Source organism: Pseudomonadota bacterium (assembly GCA_039815145.1).
GTDB lineage: Bacteria > Pseudomonadota > Gammaproteobacteria > Steroidobacterales > JBCBZW01 > JBCBZW01.
Map to the genome: position 1 here is coordinate 16002 of JBCBZW010000048.1, position 17924 is coordinate 33925.

The 17924-nt window shown below is 65.7% G+C and carries 18 protein-coding genes and 1 tRNA gene; 17 read left to right on the top strand and 2 right to left on the bottom strand.

The window, feature by feature from the left end; genetic code table 11:
• The first annotated feature begins 41 nt into the window (after positions 1–41).
• The 12 genes from AAF184_13350 to AAF184_13405 all read left to right on the top strand — a co-directional run bounded on the left by AAF184_13350 (position 42) and on the right by AAF184_13405 (position 12416).
• The gene (locus tag AAF184_13350; protein MEO0423322.1) at positions 42–1013 is read left to right on the top strand and encodes a phosphoribulokinase; all 972 of its coding nucleotides are present in this window, start codon (positions 42–44) and stop codon (positions 1011–1013) included.
• A complete protein-coding gene (locus AAF184_13355; GenBank protein MEO0423323.1) occupies positions 1006–1860 on the top strand; it encodes an HAD-IIB family hydrolase in 855 nt (284 codons plus the stop codon). The genes AAF184_13350 and AAF184_13355 overlap by 8 nt, the downstream gene beginning before the upstream one ends.
• A 6-nt stretch (positions 1861–1866) precedes the next feature.
• Entirely contained in the window at positions 1867–3105 is a 1239-nt protein-coding gene (locus AAF184_13360; GenBank protein MEO0423324.1) for a glycosyl transferase, read from the top strand.
• On the top strand, positions 3102–4904 hold the full coding sequence (locus tag AAF184_13365) for a sugar phosphorylase (GenBank protein ID MEO0423325.1): 1803 nt from the start codon (positions 3102–3104) through the stop codon (positions 4902–4904). Before AAF184_13360 ends, AAF184_13365 begins: the two co-directional genes overlap by 4 nt.
• Before the next feature lie 147 nt (positions 4905–5051).
• Positions 5052–6977, top strand: coding sequence for a threonine--tRNA ligase (thrS, locus tag AAF184_13370; GenBank protein MEO0423326.1), 1926 nt, complete (start codon positions 5052–5054; stop codon positions 6975–6977).
• Positions 6978–6991: 14 nt separating this feature from the next.
• Positions 6992–7519, top strand: coding sequence for a translation initiation factor IF-3 (infC, locus tag AAF184_13375; protein MEO0423327.1), 528 nt, complete (start codon positions 6992–6994; stop codon positions 7517–7519).
• A 119-nt stretch (positions 7520–7638) separates the two neighbouring features.
• The gene (rpmI, locus tag AAF184_13380) at positions 7639–7833 is read left to right on the top strand and encodes a 50S ribosomal protein L35 (protein ID MEO0423328.1); all 195 of its coding nucleotides are present in this window, start codon (positions 7639–7641) and stop codon (positions 7831–7833) included.
• 12 nt (positions 7834–7845) lie between these two features.
• The gene (gene rplT / locus AAF184_13385) at positions 7846–8226 is read left to right on the top strand and encodes a 50S ribosomal protein L20 (GenBank protein MEO0423329.1); all 381 of its coding nucleotides are present in this window, start codon (positions 7846–7848) and stop codon (positions 8224–8226) included.
• A 129-nt stretch (positions 8227–8355) separates the two neighbouring features.
• Positions 8356–9375 carry a phenylalanine--tRNA ligase subunit alpha gene (gene pheS / locus AAF184_13390; GenBank protein MEO0423330.1) on the top strand — a complete coding sequence of 340 codons (1020 nt, stop codon included), beginning with the start codon at positions 8356–8358 and terminating at the stop codon, positions 9373–9375.
• 18 nt (positions 9376–9393) lie between these two features.
• Complete coding sequence (gene pheT / locus AAF184_13395) at positions 9394–11778, top strand: phenylalanine--tRNA ligase subunit beta (protein MEO0423331.1); 2385 nt, start codon at positions 9394–9396, stop codon at positions 11776–11778.
• Between the two features lies 1 nt (position 11779).
• Positions 11780–12079 carry an integration host factor subunit alpha gene (gene ihfA, locus AAF184_13400; protein ID MEO0423332.1) on the top strand — a complete coding sequence of 100 codons (300 nt, stop codon included), beginning with the start codon at positions 11780–11782 and terminating at the stop codon, positions 12077–12079.
• Entirely contained in the window at positions 12060–12416 is a 357-nt protein-coding gene (locus AAF184_13405) for a MerR family transcriptional regulator (protein ID MEO0423333.1), read from the top strand. Before ihfA ends, AAF184_13405 begins: the two co-directional genes overlap by 20 nt.
• Positions 12417–12429: 13 nt before the next feature.
• Here the strand turns inward: AAF184_13405 and AAF184_13410 are convergent, their stop codons facing one another.
• On the bottom strand, positions 12430–12999 hold the full coding sequence (locus tag AAF184_13410; protein ID MEO0423334.1) for a hypothetical protein: 570 nt from the start codon (positions 12997–12999) through the stop codon (positions 12430–12432).
• Positions 13000–13123: 124 nt separating this feature from the next.
• On the opposite strand from AAF184_13410, the gene AAF184_13415 reads away from it, so the two are divergent.
• The 5 genes from AAF184_13415 (at position 13124) to AAF184_13435 (ending at position 17352) form a co-directional block, all read left to right on the top strand.
• Entirely contained in the window at positions 13124–13642 is a 519-nt protein-coding gene (locus AAF184_13415; protein MEO0423335.1) for a hypothetical protein, read from the top strand.
• A 65-nt stretch (positions 13643–13707) separates the two neighbouring features.
• Positions 13708–13784: transfer RNA gene (locus AAF184_13420), tRNA-Pro, on the top strand.
• Between the two features lie 140 nt (positions 13785–13924).
• On the top strand, positions 13925–14473 hold the full coding sequence (locus tag AAF184_13425) for a GNAT family N-acetyltransferase (GenBank protein MEO0423336.1): 549 nt from the start codon (positions 13925–13927) through the stop codon (positions 14471–14473).
• Positions 14474–14627: 154 nt separating this feature from the next.
• On the top strand, positions 14628–15137 hold the full coding sequence (locus tag AAF184_13430; protein ID MEO0423337.1) for a (2Fe-2S)-binding protein: 510 nt from the start codon (positions 14628–14630) through the stop codon (positions 15135–15137).
• Positions 15127–17352: a molybdopterin cofactor-binding domain-containing protein gene (locus tag AAF184_13435; GenBank protein MEO0423338.1), complete on the top strand. Its 2226-nt coding sequence runs from the start codon at positions 15127–15129 to the stop codon at positions 17350–17352. Before AAF184_13430 ends, AAF184_13435 begins: the two co-directional genes overlap by 11 nt.
• A gap of 5 nt (positions 17353–17357) precedes the next feature.
• On the opposite strand, the gene AAF184_13440 is transcribed toward AAF184_13435, so the two are convergent.
• Positions 17358–17924 (bottom strand): helix-turn-helix domain-containing protein (locus tag AAF184_13440; GenBank protein MEO0423339.1); only part of this gene is annotated, 567 nt, incomplete at its 5' end.

The following is a 17924-nucleotide window of genomic DNA, read 5'->3' on the forward strand; positions in this document are numbered from 1 at the left end:
GCCGTGGTCAACGCCATCGCACGAGTGCAAGAGGGGGCTTCTTGAGGGACGCGGCACAGGCCATCCGTGAGGCCGTGGAAAGCCCCGCCATCGCGCGGGTCATCGAAGAGGAGAAGCTGCCGGAGAGCTACCGCGGCGCCCTGCGCGAGCACATCGCACCTGTCGCCACAGCAATCCTCCGCGCCCTCGACGCGGCATCGCGACCTCTGCTGATCGGCATCAACGGCTGCCAGGGCAGCGGCAAGTCGACCCTGGCGCGGTTCCTGGCCGTGTTGCTGGAGCAGGCCGGCGGGCTGCGCTGCCCGGAGGTCTCGATCGACGATCTCTACCTTCCCCGAGCTGATCGAATCGCCCTCGGCCAGCAGGTGCATCCGCTGCTCGCCACGCGCGGGGTGCCCGGCACGCACGATCTCCCGCTCGGTCGCACCGTGCTTGAACGCTTGCTGTCGCCCTCGCGGGCTGAGGACGTGGCGATTCCGCGGTTTCTGAAGTCCATCGACGATCGGGCGCCCGCCGATCAGTGGTCGCGCTGGCAGGGAGCGACCGACGCGGTGCTGTTCGAAGGCTGGTGCGTGGCCTGTACGCCGCAGGAGGCGTCGGCCCTCGACGAGCCGATCAACGCCCTCGAGGCGGAGGAGGACCGGGACGGTGAATGGCGCCGTTATGTGAATCGCAGCCTTCGCGAGGACTACCCAGCGCTATTCGGCCCCATCGACTTTCTCGTCTTCCTGCGCGCGCCGTCCTTCGAGTGCGTGCACCAATGGCGGCGCAAGCAGGAGGAGAAGTTGACCCAACGCTTGCGCGATGAGAACGCGCCGCCCGAGGCGTTCTCCCGGGTGATGAGCAACGCCGAGCTCACCCGCTTCATCCAGCACTACGAGCGGCTCACCCGGCACATGCTCAGCGATCTCGGCGAGCGCGCCCAGGCCATCATCGATCTGGCCGAGGACCACCGCTTGGTGGGTCATCAGCTACGGGGCAACCCGGGGAGCTCGGGAGCGACGCATGCCTGAGCCGCTGGTGGTCTACACGGACCTCGACGGCACCCTGCTCGACCATTTCACCTATGACTGGTCGCCGGCGGCACCGGTGTTGGATCGCCTGGCGCGCCTCGGCGTCCCCGTGGTGATGGTCACCAGCAAAGCGCGAGGTGAGGTGTCTGAGCTCGCACAAGCGCTCGACAACCCCCATCCCTACATCGTCGAGAACGGCGCCATCTCGGTGATTCCCGCGGGCTACTTCGGCGAGGCGGGCATCCACCCTCGCGGGCCGCGCGAGCCCGTGGACGTGCAGTATCACGGCCCGACCCGCGCGCAACTCACGGACCAGATCCTGCAGTTGCGCGAGCGTCTCGGCATCAAGTTCGAGACCTTCGGGGAGCTCGGCTACGGCGGCATCGCCGAGCACACGGGCTTGTCTTTGCAGGCGGCGGCCAAGGCCGATGATCGCGAGGCATCCGAGCCTTTGCTCTGGCTCGAGGAGGATCCTATCGAGCTAGTGCGTTTTCGCCAGGCCTTGCGTGAGCGCGACCTCAATTGCGTACGTGGCGGACGCTTCGTGCACGTGCTCGGCCCCGTGGACAAGGCCCGCTCCGTGGCCATGATGCACGGCCAGTACGAGCGTCGCCTGGCCCGGGCGCCGCGGCGGGTGGTGCTGGGCGACGGGCCCAACGACCTTGCCATGTTGGGGCAGGCGGATGTGGCCGTGGTGATCCCCGGGCATCATGATCAGGACATGACGCTGCCGGAGGGCGCCCGCGCCGAGGTGCTGCGACCGTCGCACGCCGGGCCCAAGGGGTGGGCGGAGGCGATGGAAGACGTGCTAGAACGTTACGGATACGACGAGACTTCAGGGGAGTAGAGGGACTTGGCCGATTTTCATCAGAACGGGACCGTCACCACGCTGCACAACTTGACGCGCAGGCCCGTGGAGTACGTCGAGGCGGATCTCCAGCGCTTCTCCCGCTATCGCCCTCTCGGCCTGGTGCTGCCGTCGCTGTACTCCGAGCTGCAGCAACCGGCCCTGGCCAACATCGTCGACGAGCTGACCCACGTGAACTACCTGAACCAGGTGGTGATCGGCCTCGACCGCGCCAACGAGCTGCAGTACCGCGAAGCCCTGCGCTACTTCGGACGACTCCCCCAACACCACCGCGTGCTGTGGAACGAGGGCCCACGCCTGCAAGCGATCGACGCCCAGCTGCGCCGCGAAGGGCTCGCGCCCACGGAGCTCGGCAAGGGCCGCAACGTCTGGTACTGCTACGGCTACGTGCTGGCCACCGGCATGGCGGAGAGCATCGCCCTGCACGATTGCGACATCGTCACCTACGATCGCAGCCTGCTCGCGCGCCTGTTGTACCCCGTGGCGAACTCGAGCTTCAGCTATGAGTTCTGTAAGGGCTACTACGCGCGCACGTCCACCTCAGCCATGAACGGCCGCGTGAGCCGTCTGTTGGTCACGCCCATGATCCGCGCCCTGAAGACGGTGTGCGGCAGCAGTGAATTCCTCGATTACCTGGATAGCTTCCGTTACCCCTTGGCCGGTGAGTTCAGCCTGCGCAAGGACGTGATCCAGGATCTGCGCATCCCGTCGGACTGGGGCCTTGAGATCGGCGTGCTCAGCGAGATGGCGCGCAACTACGCCAACAACCGTATCTGTCAGGCGGACATCGCCGATCGCTACGACCACAAGCACCAGGTGCTGAGCCCCGAGGACGCCTCGAAGGGGCTGTCGAAGATGAGCATCGACATCATGAAGGCCTTCTTCCGCAAGCTCGCCACCCAGGGCGAGACCTTCTCGATGGATCGCTTCCGCACCATCAAGGCGACCTACTTCCGCATCGCCCTGGACTTCATCGAGACCTATCAGAACGATGCCCTGTTCAACGGTCTTCGCTACGACCGCCACCAGGAAGAGACGGCGGTGGAGATGTTCGCGAGTAACGTGATGGCCGCGGGCGACTACTTCCTGCGCAACCCGGAAGAGGCGCCGTTCATCGCGCCGTGGAACCGCGTGATCAACGCTATCCCCGACATTCTGGAGCAGCTTGCCGAGGCGGTCGAAGAGGACACGATCGAGTTCCGCGAGGGGGAGGGCGCCGCGTGAGCTCGACCTTGCCACCGCGCAGCGCGGGCGGCGGGGCCAGGGGCGAACTGCTGGCACGCGTCCAACAGCACCTCTCGGTCATCTACCCCGACCTCGATGCCATCACCTGGGGCCATCGCCTGATCGAAGCGATCGGTGGTGATTCCGATGCCCTGTCCGTGCCGCAGCCGTTCGTGAACCACTGGGACGAGCGCGACGCGATCATCATCACCTACGGCAACTCGGTAACCCGCGAGGGTGAAGCGCCCCTGCAGACCCTGCGACGCTTCCTCAACGATCACCTGTCGGATGCGGTGAGCGGCGTGCACATCCTGCCGTTCTTCCCCTACAGCTCCGACGATGGGTTCGCCGTCATCAACTACCTGCAGGTGAACGACGCCCTAGGCGATTGGGAGGATATCCGCGAGATCGCCGAGGAGTTCGACCTGATGGCGGACCTCGTCATCAACCACGCCTCGGCGCGCTCGGGCTGGTTCGAGAACTTCAAGAAGCGGATCGACCCGGGCCTGAACTACTTCGTCGAGGTGGACCCGGACTCGGACGTCTCGATGGTCGTGCGACCACGGCCGTCGCCGCTCCTGCAGACCGTCCAGACCCTCGACGGCGAGCGCACTGTCTGGTGCACCTTCGGCCCGGACCAGGTGGACCTGAACTTCGCCAACCCCCAGGTGCTTTGGGAGTTCGTGAATATCTTAGGTCGCTACCTCGATGTGGGCGTGCGCACCTTGCGCATGGATGCCGTGGCTTTCCTGTGGAAGGAGATCGGCACCCCTTGCATCCACTTGCGTCGCACCCACGAGATCATCAAGTTGCTGCGCACGCTGGCGGAGTTCCGCCGACCCGACGTGCTGGTGATCACCGAGACCAACGTCCCCAACCGCGACAACCTGACTTACTTCGGCAACGCCAACGAAGCCCACGCCATCTACAACTTCTCCCTGCCGCCGCTGCTCGTGCACACCATGCTGAGCGGCAACTGCCGGCACCTGAAGACCTGGATGATGAGCATGCCGCCGGCCCAGCACGGCACCACGTACCTTAACTTCATCGCCTCCCACGACGGCATCGGCCTGCGTCCCGCGGAAGGGTTGCTGAGCGATGAGGAGCTGGCCAGCATGATCGACGCCTTGCGTGCCTACGGCGCCGAGGTGTCGATGCGAGCGGGGCCCGATGGGGCGCTCAAGCCCTACGAGGTGAACATCTCGCTGATCGACGCGATGGCGGGCACGGCTGCCGGTCAACGCGATCGCTGGCAGTTCGAGCGCTTCATCTGCATGCACCTCATGATGCTGGGCCTCGAGGGCATTCCGGCGATCTACGTGCACAGCTTCCTGGCGACGCCTAACGATCACGACCTGTTCGCGCGCTCCGGGCGGGCGCGCTCGATCAACCGACACCAGTGGCCGGAGGAGGAGCTGAGCGAGCAGCTCGCGGACGAGACGAGCCTGCACGCCCGCGTGCTGCGCGAACTGTCCCGCTCGCTGGCGATCCGTCGCCGGCAACCCGCCTTCCACCCCAACGCCACCCAGTTCACCCTGCACTTGGGGTTGGAGCTGTTCGCCTACTTTCGCCAATCGACGGACCGGTCGCAGAGCATCTTCTGTGTTTACAACGTGACCGATCGCCCCCAAGTCCTGTCCCTGGCAGACGTGAACCTGATCAGCACCGATCAGTGGATCGACCTGCTCAGTGGAACGCAGGTGACGGCACTGGCCGGTGAGATGACCCTCGCGCCCTACCAGGGGATCTGGCTGTCGAACCGCGCCTTCGGCGTGGCCTTGCCAGGGCTGCGCGCCTAGCGGGGAGGGGTGCACCCAACCGAGGAATCGCCGCGTTTGTCGATGCATCGGCGAGGGTCGGTCGCGGTCGGTTGACCCCCTTCGATGCCCCGCAGCATACTTCGCCTCTTTTTTCGACTTACCGCCTAAATCGCGAGAGGTTTTCCCGTGCCCGTCATCACCTTGCCCGACGGCAGCCAGCGCAGCTATGACCATGCGGTCAGCGCAGCGGATGTGGCTGCTGACATCGGCCCCGGCCTCGCCAAGGCCGCGGTCGCCGCGAAGCTGAACGGACGCCTGGTGGACACCTCCACGACCATCACCGAGGACGCCGACCTGGCGCTGGTCACTGCAAAGGACGACGACGGCCTCGAGGTCATTCGCCACTCGACGGCGCACCTCCTGGCGCAGGCCGTGAAGAGCCTCCACCCCGAGGCCCAGGTCACCATCGGCCCGGTCATCGATGACGGCTTCTATTACGACTTCGCCTACGACCGCCCCTTCACGCCGGAAGACCTCGACGCCATCGAGCAGAAGATGGCCGAGATCGCGGGCGAAGACCTCGCCGTGCAGCGCGAGGTGATGGAGCGCGGGGCGGCGGTGGAGTACTTCCACGGCCTTGGCGAGGAGTACAAGGCGAAGATCATCGCCGACCTGCCGGAGGAGGAGGTCATCTCCGTCTACGGCCAGGGCGACTTCAAAGACCTGTGTCGCGGGCCGCACGTGCCGAGTACCGGCCACCTGAAGGCCTTCAAGCTGACCAAGGTCTCGGGCGCCTATTGGCGCGGTGATGCCAGCAACGAGCAGCTGCAGCGCATCTACGGCACCGCCTGGCCGGACAAGAAGCAGCTCAAGGCCTACCTCACGCGCCTGCGCGAAGCGGAGAAGCGCGATCACCGGCGCATCGGCAAGGACCTCGACCTGTTCTCCATCCAGGAGGATGCGGGCGGTGGCCTCGTGTTCTGGCATCCCAAGGGCGCGCGCATGCGCCGGGTGATGGAGGACTACTGGCGCGACCGTCACATCGAGGCCGGCTACGAGCTGTTGTACACGCCCCACATCGCCCACGAGAGCCTCTGGTACACCTCGGGCCACAAGGATTTCTACGGCGAATCCATGTACAAGCCGATGGAGGACGACGACCAGCTCTACCAGCTCAAGCCGATGAACTGCCCGTTCCACATCCTGGTGTACAAGGATCGCCTGCGCTCGTACCGCGAGCTGCCGATCCGCTGGGGCGAGCTCGGCACCGTGTATCGCCACGAGATGTCCGGCGCCCTGCACGGGCTCATGCGCGTGCGTGGTTTCACCCAGGATGATGCGCACCATTTCTGCAGCGAAGAGCAGATCGAGGACGAAATCCTCGCCATCCTGGACCTGAACCTGACCATGCTGCAGGACTTCGGTTTTGAGAAGTTCGAGGTCAATCTCTCCACTAAGCCTGAAAAAGCCGTCGGATCGCCGGAGATCTGGGAGCGCGCCACCGCCGGCCTGCGCGGCGCCCTGGAGCGCAAGGGGCTCGAGTACGTGGTGGACGAGGGCGGCGGCGCCTTCTACGGGCCGAAGATCGACCTGAAGATCGAAGACGCCATCGGCCGCAAGTGGCAATGCTCGACGATCCAGCTCGATTTCAACCTGCCCGAGCGCTTCGACATGACCTACGTGGCCGAGGGCGGGGATCGCAAGCGACCGATCATGATCCACCGCGCGCTGCTGGGCTCCTTGGAGCGTTTCTTCGGTGTGCTCATCGAGCACTTCGAGGGCCGATTCCCCACCTGGCTGGCGCCCGTGCAGGCGGTGCTGATGACGATTACCGAGCGCCACGATGGCTTCGCCGAGGAGCTCCGCGAACACTTTAAAAATCAGGGTCTTCGCGTTGAGGCAGACTTGAGAAACGAGAAGATCGGCTTTAAAATTCGAGAACATACCTTGCAGCGGGTGCCCTACCTGCTGGTCATTGGTGATCGCGAAGTCGAAACCCGAAGCCTTTCGGTGCGTACGCGCGCCGGGAAGGATCTCGGGTCTTTGTCTGTCGACGATTTTACGCAACACCTGGCTCGCGAAGCGGCAGAGCGCCTTCCCGAGCCGGCTTGACGGAGTAAGTTTCTATCGCACAGGGCGGCAACAAGCGCGCGCGGCGCAACGCTGAGATCGAAGCTCGGGAAGTCCGAGTGATCGATCAGGAAGGCGAGCAGGCGGGCGTCATGGCAGCACGAGACGCATTGCGCATGGCGCAAGAGGCGGGGTTGGATCTGGTTGAGGTGTCACCGAATGCGGATCCTCCCGTTTGCCGGATCATGGATTACGGCAAGTTCGACTTCGAACGCAAGAAGCGCGAGCGCGAGGCTAAGAAGAAGACTACCCATACGCAGATCAAGGAAGTGAAGTTCCGGCCGAACACAGACACCGGCGACTACGCTGTCAAGCTGCGTAACCTGCGGCGCTTTCTAGAGCACGGAGACAAGGCCAAAGTCACCGTGCGCTTTCGCGGCAGGGAAATGGCCCACCAGGACATCGGACGACGTGTGCTGGAGCGGGTGAGGGAAGATCTCATCGAGTTAGGTACCGTTGAGCAATTCCCGAAGATGGAAGGTCGTCAAATGGTGATGGTGATCTCGCCGAAGAAGAAGCAGTAGCTTTCTAAGGCGAGTCACACATTGAAGAAGAAGCGAGTCGAGCGTGCGTTGGCAACGCCGTTTGGCTCCACCCGTCCGGCCCTCATGACGTCGCGGCGGTGTTAACAGGAGTTTTCGCCATGCCCAAGATGAAGAGCAATAGTGGCGCTAACAAGCGGTTTCGCAAGACTGCGAACGGCTTCAAGCGCAATCAGTCGCATCGTCGTCACATCCTGACGAAGAAGAGCACGAAGCGTAAGCGCCACCTGCGCCCCCACACTCAAGTGGCCGAGCAAGATGTGAAGATGCTCAGCCGCCTGCTGCCGTACGTGTAAAGGAGACGAACCATGGCACGAGTCAAGCGTTCCGTCGCCGGCCGCGTCCGGCGCAAGAAGATTCTTCGTAAGGCCAAGGGCTACTACGGCGCGCGTCGGAAGACTTTCCGCGTCGCCAAACAGGCGGTCATCAAGGCCGGCCAGTACGCCTATCGTGATCGCCGTCAGCGCAAGCGTGAGTTCCGCTCCCTGTGGATCGCCCGTATCAACGCTGCCGTGCGTCCCCACGGCCTGTCCTACAGCCGATTTATCAACGGCCTCAAGCTCGCCGGTATCGAGATCGACCGCAAGGCCCTTGCGGACCTCGCGATCCATCAGCCGGACGGCTTTGCGGCGATCGCCAAACAGGCGACCGACGCACTCGCCGCCCAGCCCACCGCCGCTGCGAGCTAGGCCGCTATCCGGCAAGTCGACCGTCCGCCACGGTGGCGGACGGTCACCCCTGAACTCAAGCAGCAGATCCGTTAGCGAGCGACGCGCCGGTCGCCCGCCGCTTGCGGACGGGTGACGAAGGAGCGAGTGGTGGAACCCTTAGGCGAACTGTTGGCGCGTGCCACCAGTGAGGTAGAGGCCGCAGCAGACGCCGCAGCCCTCGATGAGGTGCGCGTGCGTTACCTCGGCAAGAAGGGGGCACTCACGGAGCGCCTGAAGGGCCTCAGCGCCTTGCCAGGCGATCAGCGCCGCGACGCGGGACGCGAGATCAACGTGGCTAAGGGGCAGCTGCAGCAGCTGCTCAACGCCCGTCGCGAGACCCTGGCCGCTGCGGCCCTCGCCGAGCGCCTGGCGAGTGAACGAATCGACGTCACCTTGCCCGGTCGAGGCGTCGCTACCGGCGGCCTGCATCCGGTCACCCGCACGATGCAGCGCGTGGAATCCCTGTTCCGACAGGTGGGCTTCGATGTGGCCGAGGGGCCCGAGATCGAAGACGACTTCCACAACTTCGAAGCCCTCAACATCCCCGAACATCACCCGGCGCGGGCCATGCACGATACCTTCTACATGAAGGGAGAGCAGTGGCTCCTGCGCACGCACACCTCGCCGGTGCAGATCCGCGAGATGCTGAGCAGCGAGCCGCCTGTGCGCTTGATCGCCCCGGGGCGCGTGTACCGCTGCGACTCCGACGTCACGCACACGCCCATGTTCCACCAGATCGAAGGCCTGGTGGTGGACGAGAACATCAGCTTCGCCAACTTGAAGCACGTGCTTCACGAGTTCGTGCAGCAGTTCTTCGAGCAGTCCCTGGCCCTGCGCCTGCGCCCGTCCTACTTCCCGTTCACCGAGCCGTCGGCAGAGGTCGACATCGGCTGCGTCATCTGTGGCGGGGAAGGCTGTCGGGTGTGCTCAGGCACGGGATGGTTGGAGATCGCCGGCTGCGGCATGGTCCATCCGAACGTGCTTCGCCATGCCAACGTGGACCCGGAACGCTACACCGGCTACGCCTTCGGCATGGGCGTCGAGCGCCTCGCGATGCTCCGCTACCACGTGGACGACCTGCGTCTGTTCTTCGAGAACGACGTTCGCTTCCTGCAGCAGTTCAACTGATTTTTCCGGGAGACCACCGTGCGCTTCAGCAATGCCTGGCTGCGCGAGTTCGTTGCTCATGATCTGAGCCCCGAGGCGCTTGGCGCCCAGCTCACCATGGCCGGCCTCGAATTGGACGCGATCGAACCGGCCGCACCCGCCTTTGAGAAGGTAGTGGTCGGGCGCGTGGTAGCGGCCGAGCAGCACCCGAATGCGGATCGCCTGCGCGTATGCGAGGTGGATGCGGGCACGGGCGAAATGCTGTCCATCGTCTGCGGTGCGCCTAATGCACGCGCTGACATCCGAGTCGCCGTCGCCTTGGTGGGTGCGCGCCTGCCCGGGGATTTCAAGATCAAACGCAGCAAGCTGCGCGGTGTGGCCTCCGCCGGCATGCTGTGCTCCACGCGCGAGCTCGGCCTCGGCGAAGAGCACGACGGCATCATGGAGCTGCCCGCCGATGCCCCGGTGGGGACGCCCCTGCGCGAGTACCTGGACCTCGACGACACGATCATCGAGGTGGATCTCACGCCTAACCGTGGCGATTGCCTGGGTCTGATCGGCATCGCCCGCGAGGTCAGTGCGCTCAACAACATCGACGCCCCCCAAGCGGAGGTGGCCGAGGTGCCATCCCCGGGCGACGATGTGCGGGGGATCACCCTGTCAGCACCGCAGGCCTGTCCGGTGTACGCCGGGCGGGTGATCCGCGGTATCCGACCCAATGCGACGTCGCCCCTCTGGTTGCAGGAGCGCCTGCGCCGCAGTGGGTTGCGAGCGATCCACCCCGTCGTCGACGTGACCAACTACGTGATGCTCGAGCGTGGCCAGCCCATGCACGGCTTCGACCACGGCAAGCTGAGCGGCGACATCGACGTGCGCATGGCACGCGCGGGCGAGCAGCTCACCTTGCTCGATGGCAAGGAGGTCACGCTCGAGGACGACATGCTGCTGATCACGGACGCCAGCGGCCCGGTCGCTTTGGCAGGCGTGATGGGCGGCGAGTCGACCGCCGTCGACGACGACACGGTGGACGTCTTCTTCGAAAGCGCCTGGTTCGCGCCCACCGCGATCGCTGGCCGCGCGCGACGCATCGGCCTGCACACGGACGCGTCCCATCGCTACGAGCGTGGCGTCGATCCGCAGGGCCAGGTGGCGGCCATCGAGCGCGCGACTGCGCTGCTCATCGACATCGTCGGCGGCACGCCGGGGCCGGTGGTGCTGGCCCAGGATCCGTCGGCCTTACCGTCGCGTCCCGCGGTGGCCCTGCGTCGCTCGCAGCTCGATCGTCTGATCGGCATCCACGTCCCGGACGACGCCGTGGAGGCAGGCTTCGAACGCCTCGGGTTGGCCATGGAGCGCACCGGAGATGAGGGCTGGCAGGTCACACCGCCGAGCTTCCGCTTCGACATCAACATCGAGGCCGACCTCATCGAGGAGGTCGCACGCCTCTACGGCTACGACAACATCCCGGCCCAGGCCGAGGCCGCACCGCTCACCGTTCGCCCGGTGAGCGAGTCGCGCCTGCCGGACCTGCGCTTGAAGCAACTCATGGTCGATCGCGACTACCAGGAGGCGATCACCTACAGCTTCCAAGACCCGGAGCTGCTCGCGAAGGTGGGCATGCCTAACGAAGGGGCCACCCTCGCGAATCCGATCAGCTCAGATCTCGCCGTCATGCGACCGAGTCTGTTGCCTGGACTGCTCGTCGCGCTTCGCCAGAACGTCGCTCGTCAGCGCAGTCGCGTTCGTCTGTTCGAGGTCGGCGCGCGCTACCTCACCGATGGGCAGGGCGGTTTCCGCGAGGAGAAGATGCTCGCGGGCGTGGCCTGCGGCACGGCCAAGCCCGAAGGGTGGGCGAACGGGGCTGCTGCCCTCGACTTCTTCGACGTGAAGGGCGATCTCGAGGCGCTGCTCGCTTCGACCAGCGATGCGAGCATCGAGTTCGTGCCCGGCGGACCGGACGGGCTGGTGCACCCGGGCAAGAGCGCGTGGGTTCGCCGAGGAGATGAGGAGATCGGCTTCCTCGGCGCGATGCACCCGAGTCAACTCACCGCCCTGGACCTGCCAGCGAACACCTACTGCTTCGAGCTGAGTATGGCCGCTTTGACCAAGGGAGGGCTGCCGAGCTTTCAGGCAGTCTCGAAATATCCGTCCAGTCGTCGGGATCTTGCGTTGCTGGTGGACGAGGCGACGCCCGCGCAGGAGATCGTGCGCACCATCCGCGACGCGGCGGGACCGCTGCTGCAGGAGGTGGTGCTCTTCGACGAGTACCGCGGGGACAAAGTAGATTCAGGTCTAAAAAGTATCGCTTTGGGCTTGATTTTGCAGGAGTCGTCGCGCAATCTAACCGGCGAGGAAGCGGATCAGGTCATCGACCAGGTTCGCCAGCACGTAGCAGCAAAGTTGGGCGCGAAGCTCCGAGACTGAGATGGCACTGACCAAGGCCGACATGGCCGAATCCCTGTATAACGAACTCGGGCTCAACAAGCGAGAGGCGCGTGAGCTCGTAGACCTGTTCTACGAGGAACTCCGCAACGCGCTAGCGACGGGATCGCAGATCAAGCTTTCCGGATTTGGTAACTTTGATCTTCGAGATAAGAACGAGCGACCCGGCCGCAATCCCAAAACCGGCGAGGAGATTCCGATCACCGCTCGCCGTGTGGTGACCTTCAGGCCAGGCCAAAAGCTCAAAGCGCGAGTAGAGGCCTATGCTGGAACCGGCGAATAACGACGAACTGCCGGCGATCCCTGGCAAACGCTACTTCACGATCGGTGAAGTCAGCGATCTGTGCGCCGTAAAACCCCACGTGCTCCGCTACTGGGAACAAGAATTCCCCCAGCTCAAGCCGGTGAAACGTCGCGGCAATCGGCGCTACTACCAGCGCCAAGATGTCATCATCATCCGCCAGATCCGCAGCCTGCTGTACGATGAGGGCTTCACCATCGGCGGCGCCCGACAGAAGCTGACGGGCGAGGCAGCGCGCGAAGATGTCACGCAAAGCCAGCAGATTATCAAGCAGTTACGCTCGGAACTTGAAGAGATTTTGAGAGACCTCAGGCGCTGAGCGCGCCCACGGATCACTCGAGCCGCGTGACCGCGGTCGATTTCCGACCCGGCGCTACCAGCGTATAGCCGCCGAAGCGCCCCTTTTTCACCGTGACCTCGTCACCCACGCGTAGGCGGAACAGGGTGGTCACGGACTTCTGTCGCCACACTTGGTCGTTGTCCAGGGTGATGGTCATCAGGCCATCGCGGCGCTTGGCGATGGCGGCGACCACGGCTTTGATCTGCGGGGTCTCCTCGGGCGGCTTCTTCTTACCCTTGGATTCCCGCCGCTCCACTTCCTCCTTGCCGAACGCGTCGTCGCTGGGCGGCGCCTCGGCGGGCAAAGGTGCGGGCTCAGGCGGTGTGGCTTGCGTGGTCGTGGCCGTCGAGGCGGGCGCCGGTGTCGGTGCCGCCTCGCGCAGGGCCGCGTCGAAGCAGCGCAGGCGCACCTTGTCCTTCCGGATGCCGGCGCAGTCGCGCACCTTGGCGGCGACCTCAGCGTCGGTGGCGGCCTGGGCGAGAGGAGTGGCGAGGACCACGAGGGCTGCTGCCAGCAGGCGGACGGTTGCGCGCTTCGGCGGCGAATTGGGGCGGGTGCTCACTGGTGCCGATTTCCTGAGGTTGGCGTCTGATAAGGTGGAATGCTACCAGAGCTGTCCTTCCGACGACGCTCAACAAGACGGTGCAAAGCACTGAGAATCATGCGAAACAAGGGAGTCACCAGCAGTGGCCGGTAAGAAGCAAGACAACGATGAGATCCTGGAAGCCGACTTCGAGGAGCTCTCCGTGGACGACATCCCCGGCACTGCGCTCCCGGATTCCTTGGACGATGACCTAGATGCGGCCGCCATGGGCGACGGCACCCCGCCGACCCTGAAAAAGGTGGGGGGGTTGCGCCGGAAAAAGAAGAAGAAGGTGGGGGCACGCGCCGGCGGTGGCGGCGGGATGATGCGCAAGAAGAAGGGCTTGGCCGCGCGGCGGGCTGGAGCCGGTGGCGCGGGCGTGCCGGGCGCGCCGGGCGGTCCGAGTGTCGGGGGCGAGGGCCGTAGCGCGGCGTTCGACGAGTCCGTCTCCAGCGGCCGCGAGGTGCTCAAGCAGATGATCCAGCGCCTGACCCCGGAGGAGGGCGAGGCGGACGGCAAGCGCAAGGGCATGGTGCAGGCCCTGCGCCGGGTGGCGCGAGGCTATCGCGAGCTGGAGCAGGAGGTGGCCCGCCTCGAGGGCAAACTTGCCGGAAAGTCGTGACCTGAGCGCGCGAGTGCGGGTATCATTGCCGGCCTCGCACGGGCGGCCGCTCGTGTGGGTCCGGTCGGGGCGTGGCGCAGTCTGGTAGCGCACTTGCATGGGGTGCAAGGGGTCGTGAGTTCGAATCTCGCCGCCCCGACCAAATCTATCTCTTCACTCAACTCTTTGGTGCTCGCTCTTTGCGCCGGGTTCGTGTGGCGATAACTCCAAAGCATGTGAAACACGCCTAGTCTGGGGCCAGCACTTGCAGCCCCTCGCTTCCGGTGCTTGAGTAGGGGCCCTATGACGGCCTCCCCGCAACCCGCCATCCGAAGCGCTACTTTGGCGGACGCGCCAGCACTCGCGCACTTGGCCGAGCAGACCTTCCGCGACGCCTTCGCCGACCAGAACACCCCCGAGGACCTGGACCTCTACTGCGCCGGTGCCTTCAACGAAGCACAACAGCTAGGCGAGATTCGCCACCTCGGGATCATCACGCTCCTCATGGAGCAAGCAGATCTGCTAGTCGGTTACGCGCAGATCAAGACGACCTCGGCCAGCGACCGCCTGGCGAACGAAGCCCAAGCGGAGCTGAGTCGTATCTACCTGCGCCAGGAGCATCACGGCCGCGGCCTCGCGCAGGTGCTGATGGCCGAGGTGCTCGCCCGTGCCGCCGGCGCGGGGGCGAGGGTGCTCTGGCTGGGGGTGTGGGAGCACAACCCGAAGGCAATCGCCTTCTACCGCAAGCACGGTTTCGAGGTGGTTGGTGAGAAGACGTTTCTCGTCGGCTCAGACCTGCAGCGGGACCTCGTGCTGTCCGTTGAGCTTGCTTCCCCTGGCGGCGCTGCGTAAGCGCACCCCAACCGCAGGCTGAGTCCATCAGCCTAGAAATGGGGCGAAGCGAGACAGCACCGCGGCGAAGTGAGCGCGGCCTCACGAACAGCCGATCTGGCAACGAGTCAAAAGGGTGAGTTCCTAAGCGCCGCCGAGGAGTGCTCAGCCCATGATCGCCTTCACCGTCAACCGAGTCCCGGTCACCTTCGACGGGGATGACGACACCCCGCTGCTCTGGGTCCTGCGCGATTCCCTGCGTCTCACGGGCACCAAGTTCGGCTGCGGTATCGGCCAGTGCGGCGCCTGCACCGTGCACCTCGACGGTCAGGCCCAACGCGCCTGCACGGTGGCCGTGAGCGAGGTGGCGGGCAAGGCCGTGACCACGATCGAGGGCCTGGCGCCGAGCGAGACCACCCTGCACCCCGTGCAGGAGGCCTGGCTGAGCCTGGATGTGCCGCAGTGCGGGTACTGCCAGGCGGGTCAGGTCATGGCAGCGGCCGACTTTCTGTCGAAGTGGCCGACGCCCACTGATGCCGACATCGATCGCCACTTCACCAACCGCTGTCGCTGCGGCACCTATCCGCGTATCCGCGAAGGCATCCATCGCGCGGCGGCCCTGATGGCAGCTACGCGCGACGAGGCATCCAGCGCCGCTGGGCAGGAGGCTACCGATGAACGTTGATCGCTCACCGATGCTCACGCGTCGCCAGTTCATCATCGCCGGCGCCACCGCGAGCGGCGCCCTGGTCCTCGGCATCCCCGCCCTGGGTGACGAGGCGAACGCACGCCGCCTCGGATTCTTCGTGGAGATCGGCACGGACAACCGCGTGCGCATTGGTTCGTCCCAGCCGGAGATCGGTCAGGGCGTACGCACGGCCCTCCCGATGCTCGTGGCCGAGGAACTGGACGTCGCCTGGTCGCAGGTCGACGTTACGCCCATGCCCTTGGGCCTGGTGCGAACCAACGACGGCTTCACCTGGAAGTACGGCGTCCAGGGCGTCGGCGGCAGCACGGGCCTGACCTCGAACCTGGCGCTGATGCGCCAGGTCGGCGCGACGGCCCGCGAACGTCTCCTCCGGGCAGGCGCCGCACGCCTCGGCGCCACGGTGGACGAGTGCCGCACCGTGGAAGGCACCGTGGTGTGCGATCGCGCGAACGCCTCCCTGCCGTACGCTTCCCTGGTCGCGGACGCCGCCAAGCTTCCAGAGGCCGAGGCCCCCGCAAGTCTCAAGTCGCCCGACGAGTACCGCATCGTCGGCAAGCGCCACGGCAACGTGCAGGTGCGCGACATCGTGACCGGCAAGGCCCGCTACGGGATCGACACGGAAGTCCCCGGCATGCGCTACGCGGTCATCGCGCGCAGCCCTTGGCTCAACGGCACGGTGAAGCGGATCGATGACGCGGCCGCCCGCCAGATCCGCGGCGTGCTGGATGTCTTCGAGATCGAAGGCCCCGCCATGGGCGAGCCCTACCAGATCCTCGCCAGCGGCGTCGCCGTCGTGGCCACGACTACCTGGGCGGCGATCAAGGGCAGGGCAGCCCTGCGCGTGGAGTGGGAGAAAGGACCTAGCGCGGAGGATAGCTCCGAGCGCTTCTGGGCCGACAACGAGCGCATGCTGGCGACGCGCGGTCAGATCGGCGTGGATGATGGCGACTTCGACGACGCCTTCGCCAAGGCCAGCACCCAAGTGGTGCGGCGCTACCAGGTGCCCTTCGCGAGCCACGCGCCGATGGAGCCGCAGAACGCCTTCGCCCACGTGCAGGAAGATCGCTGCCACATCATCGCGCCGACGCAAACGCCGAGCGGCGCCTCGCGCTCGGCGGCGTGGGTTACGGGCTTGGAGCGCGATCAGATCCATGTGGAGTTCACCCGCGTGGGGGGTGGCTTCGGTCGGCGCCTCACCAACGACTACGTGGCCGAAGCTGCTCTGATCTCCAAGCGCACGGGTTGGCCGATCAAGCTGCAATGGACCCGCGAGGACGACATCAAGAACGACTTCTACCGGCCCGCGGGTACGCACGAGATGAAGGCCGGGGTCGACGAGAACGGTGAGGTAATCGCCTGGGCGCATCGCCTGGCCAGCGCCTCGAAGTATTACCGACGCCCGAACATGCCTGACGAACGCCTGTGGCAGGCGGAGCTGTACTCGGACGACTTTCCCCGGCACATCGTGCCCAACCTGCAGCTCGAGTATCACCACAACGCGATCGGTGTGCCGCGGGGCTCCTGGCGCGCGCCGGCGCATACGGCTAACGCGTTCGTGGTGCAGAGCTTCCTGGACGAGGTGGCCCACGAGACAGGCGAGGACCCGCTGGCGCTGCGCCTGCGCCTGCTCGGCGAGCTGCGCGAGCTCCCGTACGAGAACCATGGCGGCCCGACGTTCAATCCCGGCCGCTTGGCTCGCTTGACCCGATTCGTTGCTGAACGCATCGACTACGCCAAGCCACGAGGCGCTGGGCGGGGCGTGGGCATCGCCACCCATTTCACCTTCGGCGGCTACGCGGCGCACGCGATCGAAGTGAGCGTCTCAGACGCCGGCGACCTCACGATCGAGCGCATCGTGGCGGCGATGGACGTCGGCTACGCGATCCATCCCAACGCCGTCGAGGCCCAGTTGCAGGGGGGTACGGTCGACGGCTTGAGCACGGCCTTGGGGCTGGAGATCACCGTGCGCGACGGCCAGATCGAGCAAAGCAACTTCCACGACTACCCCTTGGCCAAAATCGCGGCGTTCCCGGCGCGCTTCGAAGCGCACGTGCTCGACTACGACGACACCCCGACCGGGGCGGGCGAGATGGGGTTGCCGAGTGCGGCGCCGGCCCTGACCAATGCGATCTTCGCGGCCACCGGCAAACGCCTACGCAGGCTGCCCATCGGTGATCAGCTGCGCGCGTAGGGCGATCAGGCTCGCCGTCGCCAGGTGGCCGGCGGCGCGCCGGTGGTGCGCCGGACGAACTTGCTGAAGTTGGTCGCTTCGCTGAAGCCCAGGGCCGACGCGATCTGCGTGACGGTCAAGGACGGGACGGCGAGGAGACGACGCGCCTCCAAGGCCAGTATCGCGTCGCTCTCCTGCTTGGCGGTACGCCCCGAGACGGATAGGCATGCCCGCGTTAGGGTGCGACTGCTGCAGCCGAGGCGCGCGGCACGCCGCGAGAGGGACTCGCGCACGTCAGGCAAACCGGCCACGTCTTCGCGGAAGGCGAGGTAGAGCGTGCCGTAGGGGCCCGCGGGGAGCGGATCGGGCGCCGTCAGGCCAAGCGCGATCGTGAAGAGATCGGCGATCGCACGTTGCGCCGGGAGCCGATCCTCCGCCCGCCTCATCGAGGAGTGTTGCGTGATCTCCGCCAGATGGTTCGCCGATTGCAGTGCCTCGTCACTCGCCTCGCGCACCCGGGACCCCACCGCCCGCGACACCGGCACCAGGGGCAAGTGGGGGGCGAGGATCAGCCAAGCGTCGTAGGTCGCGTC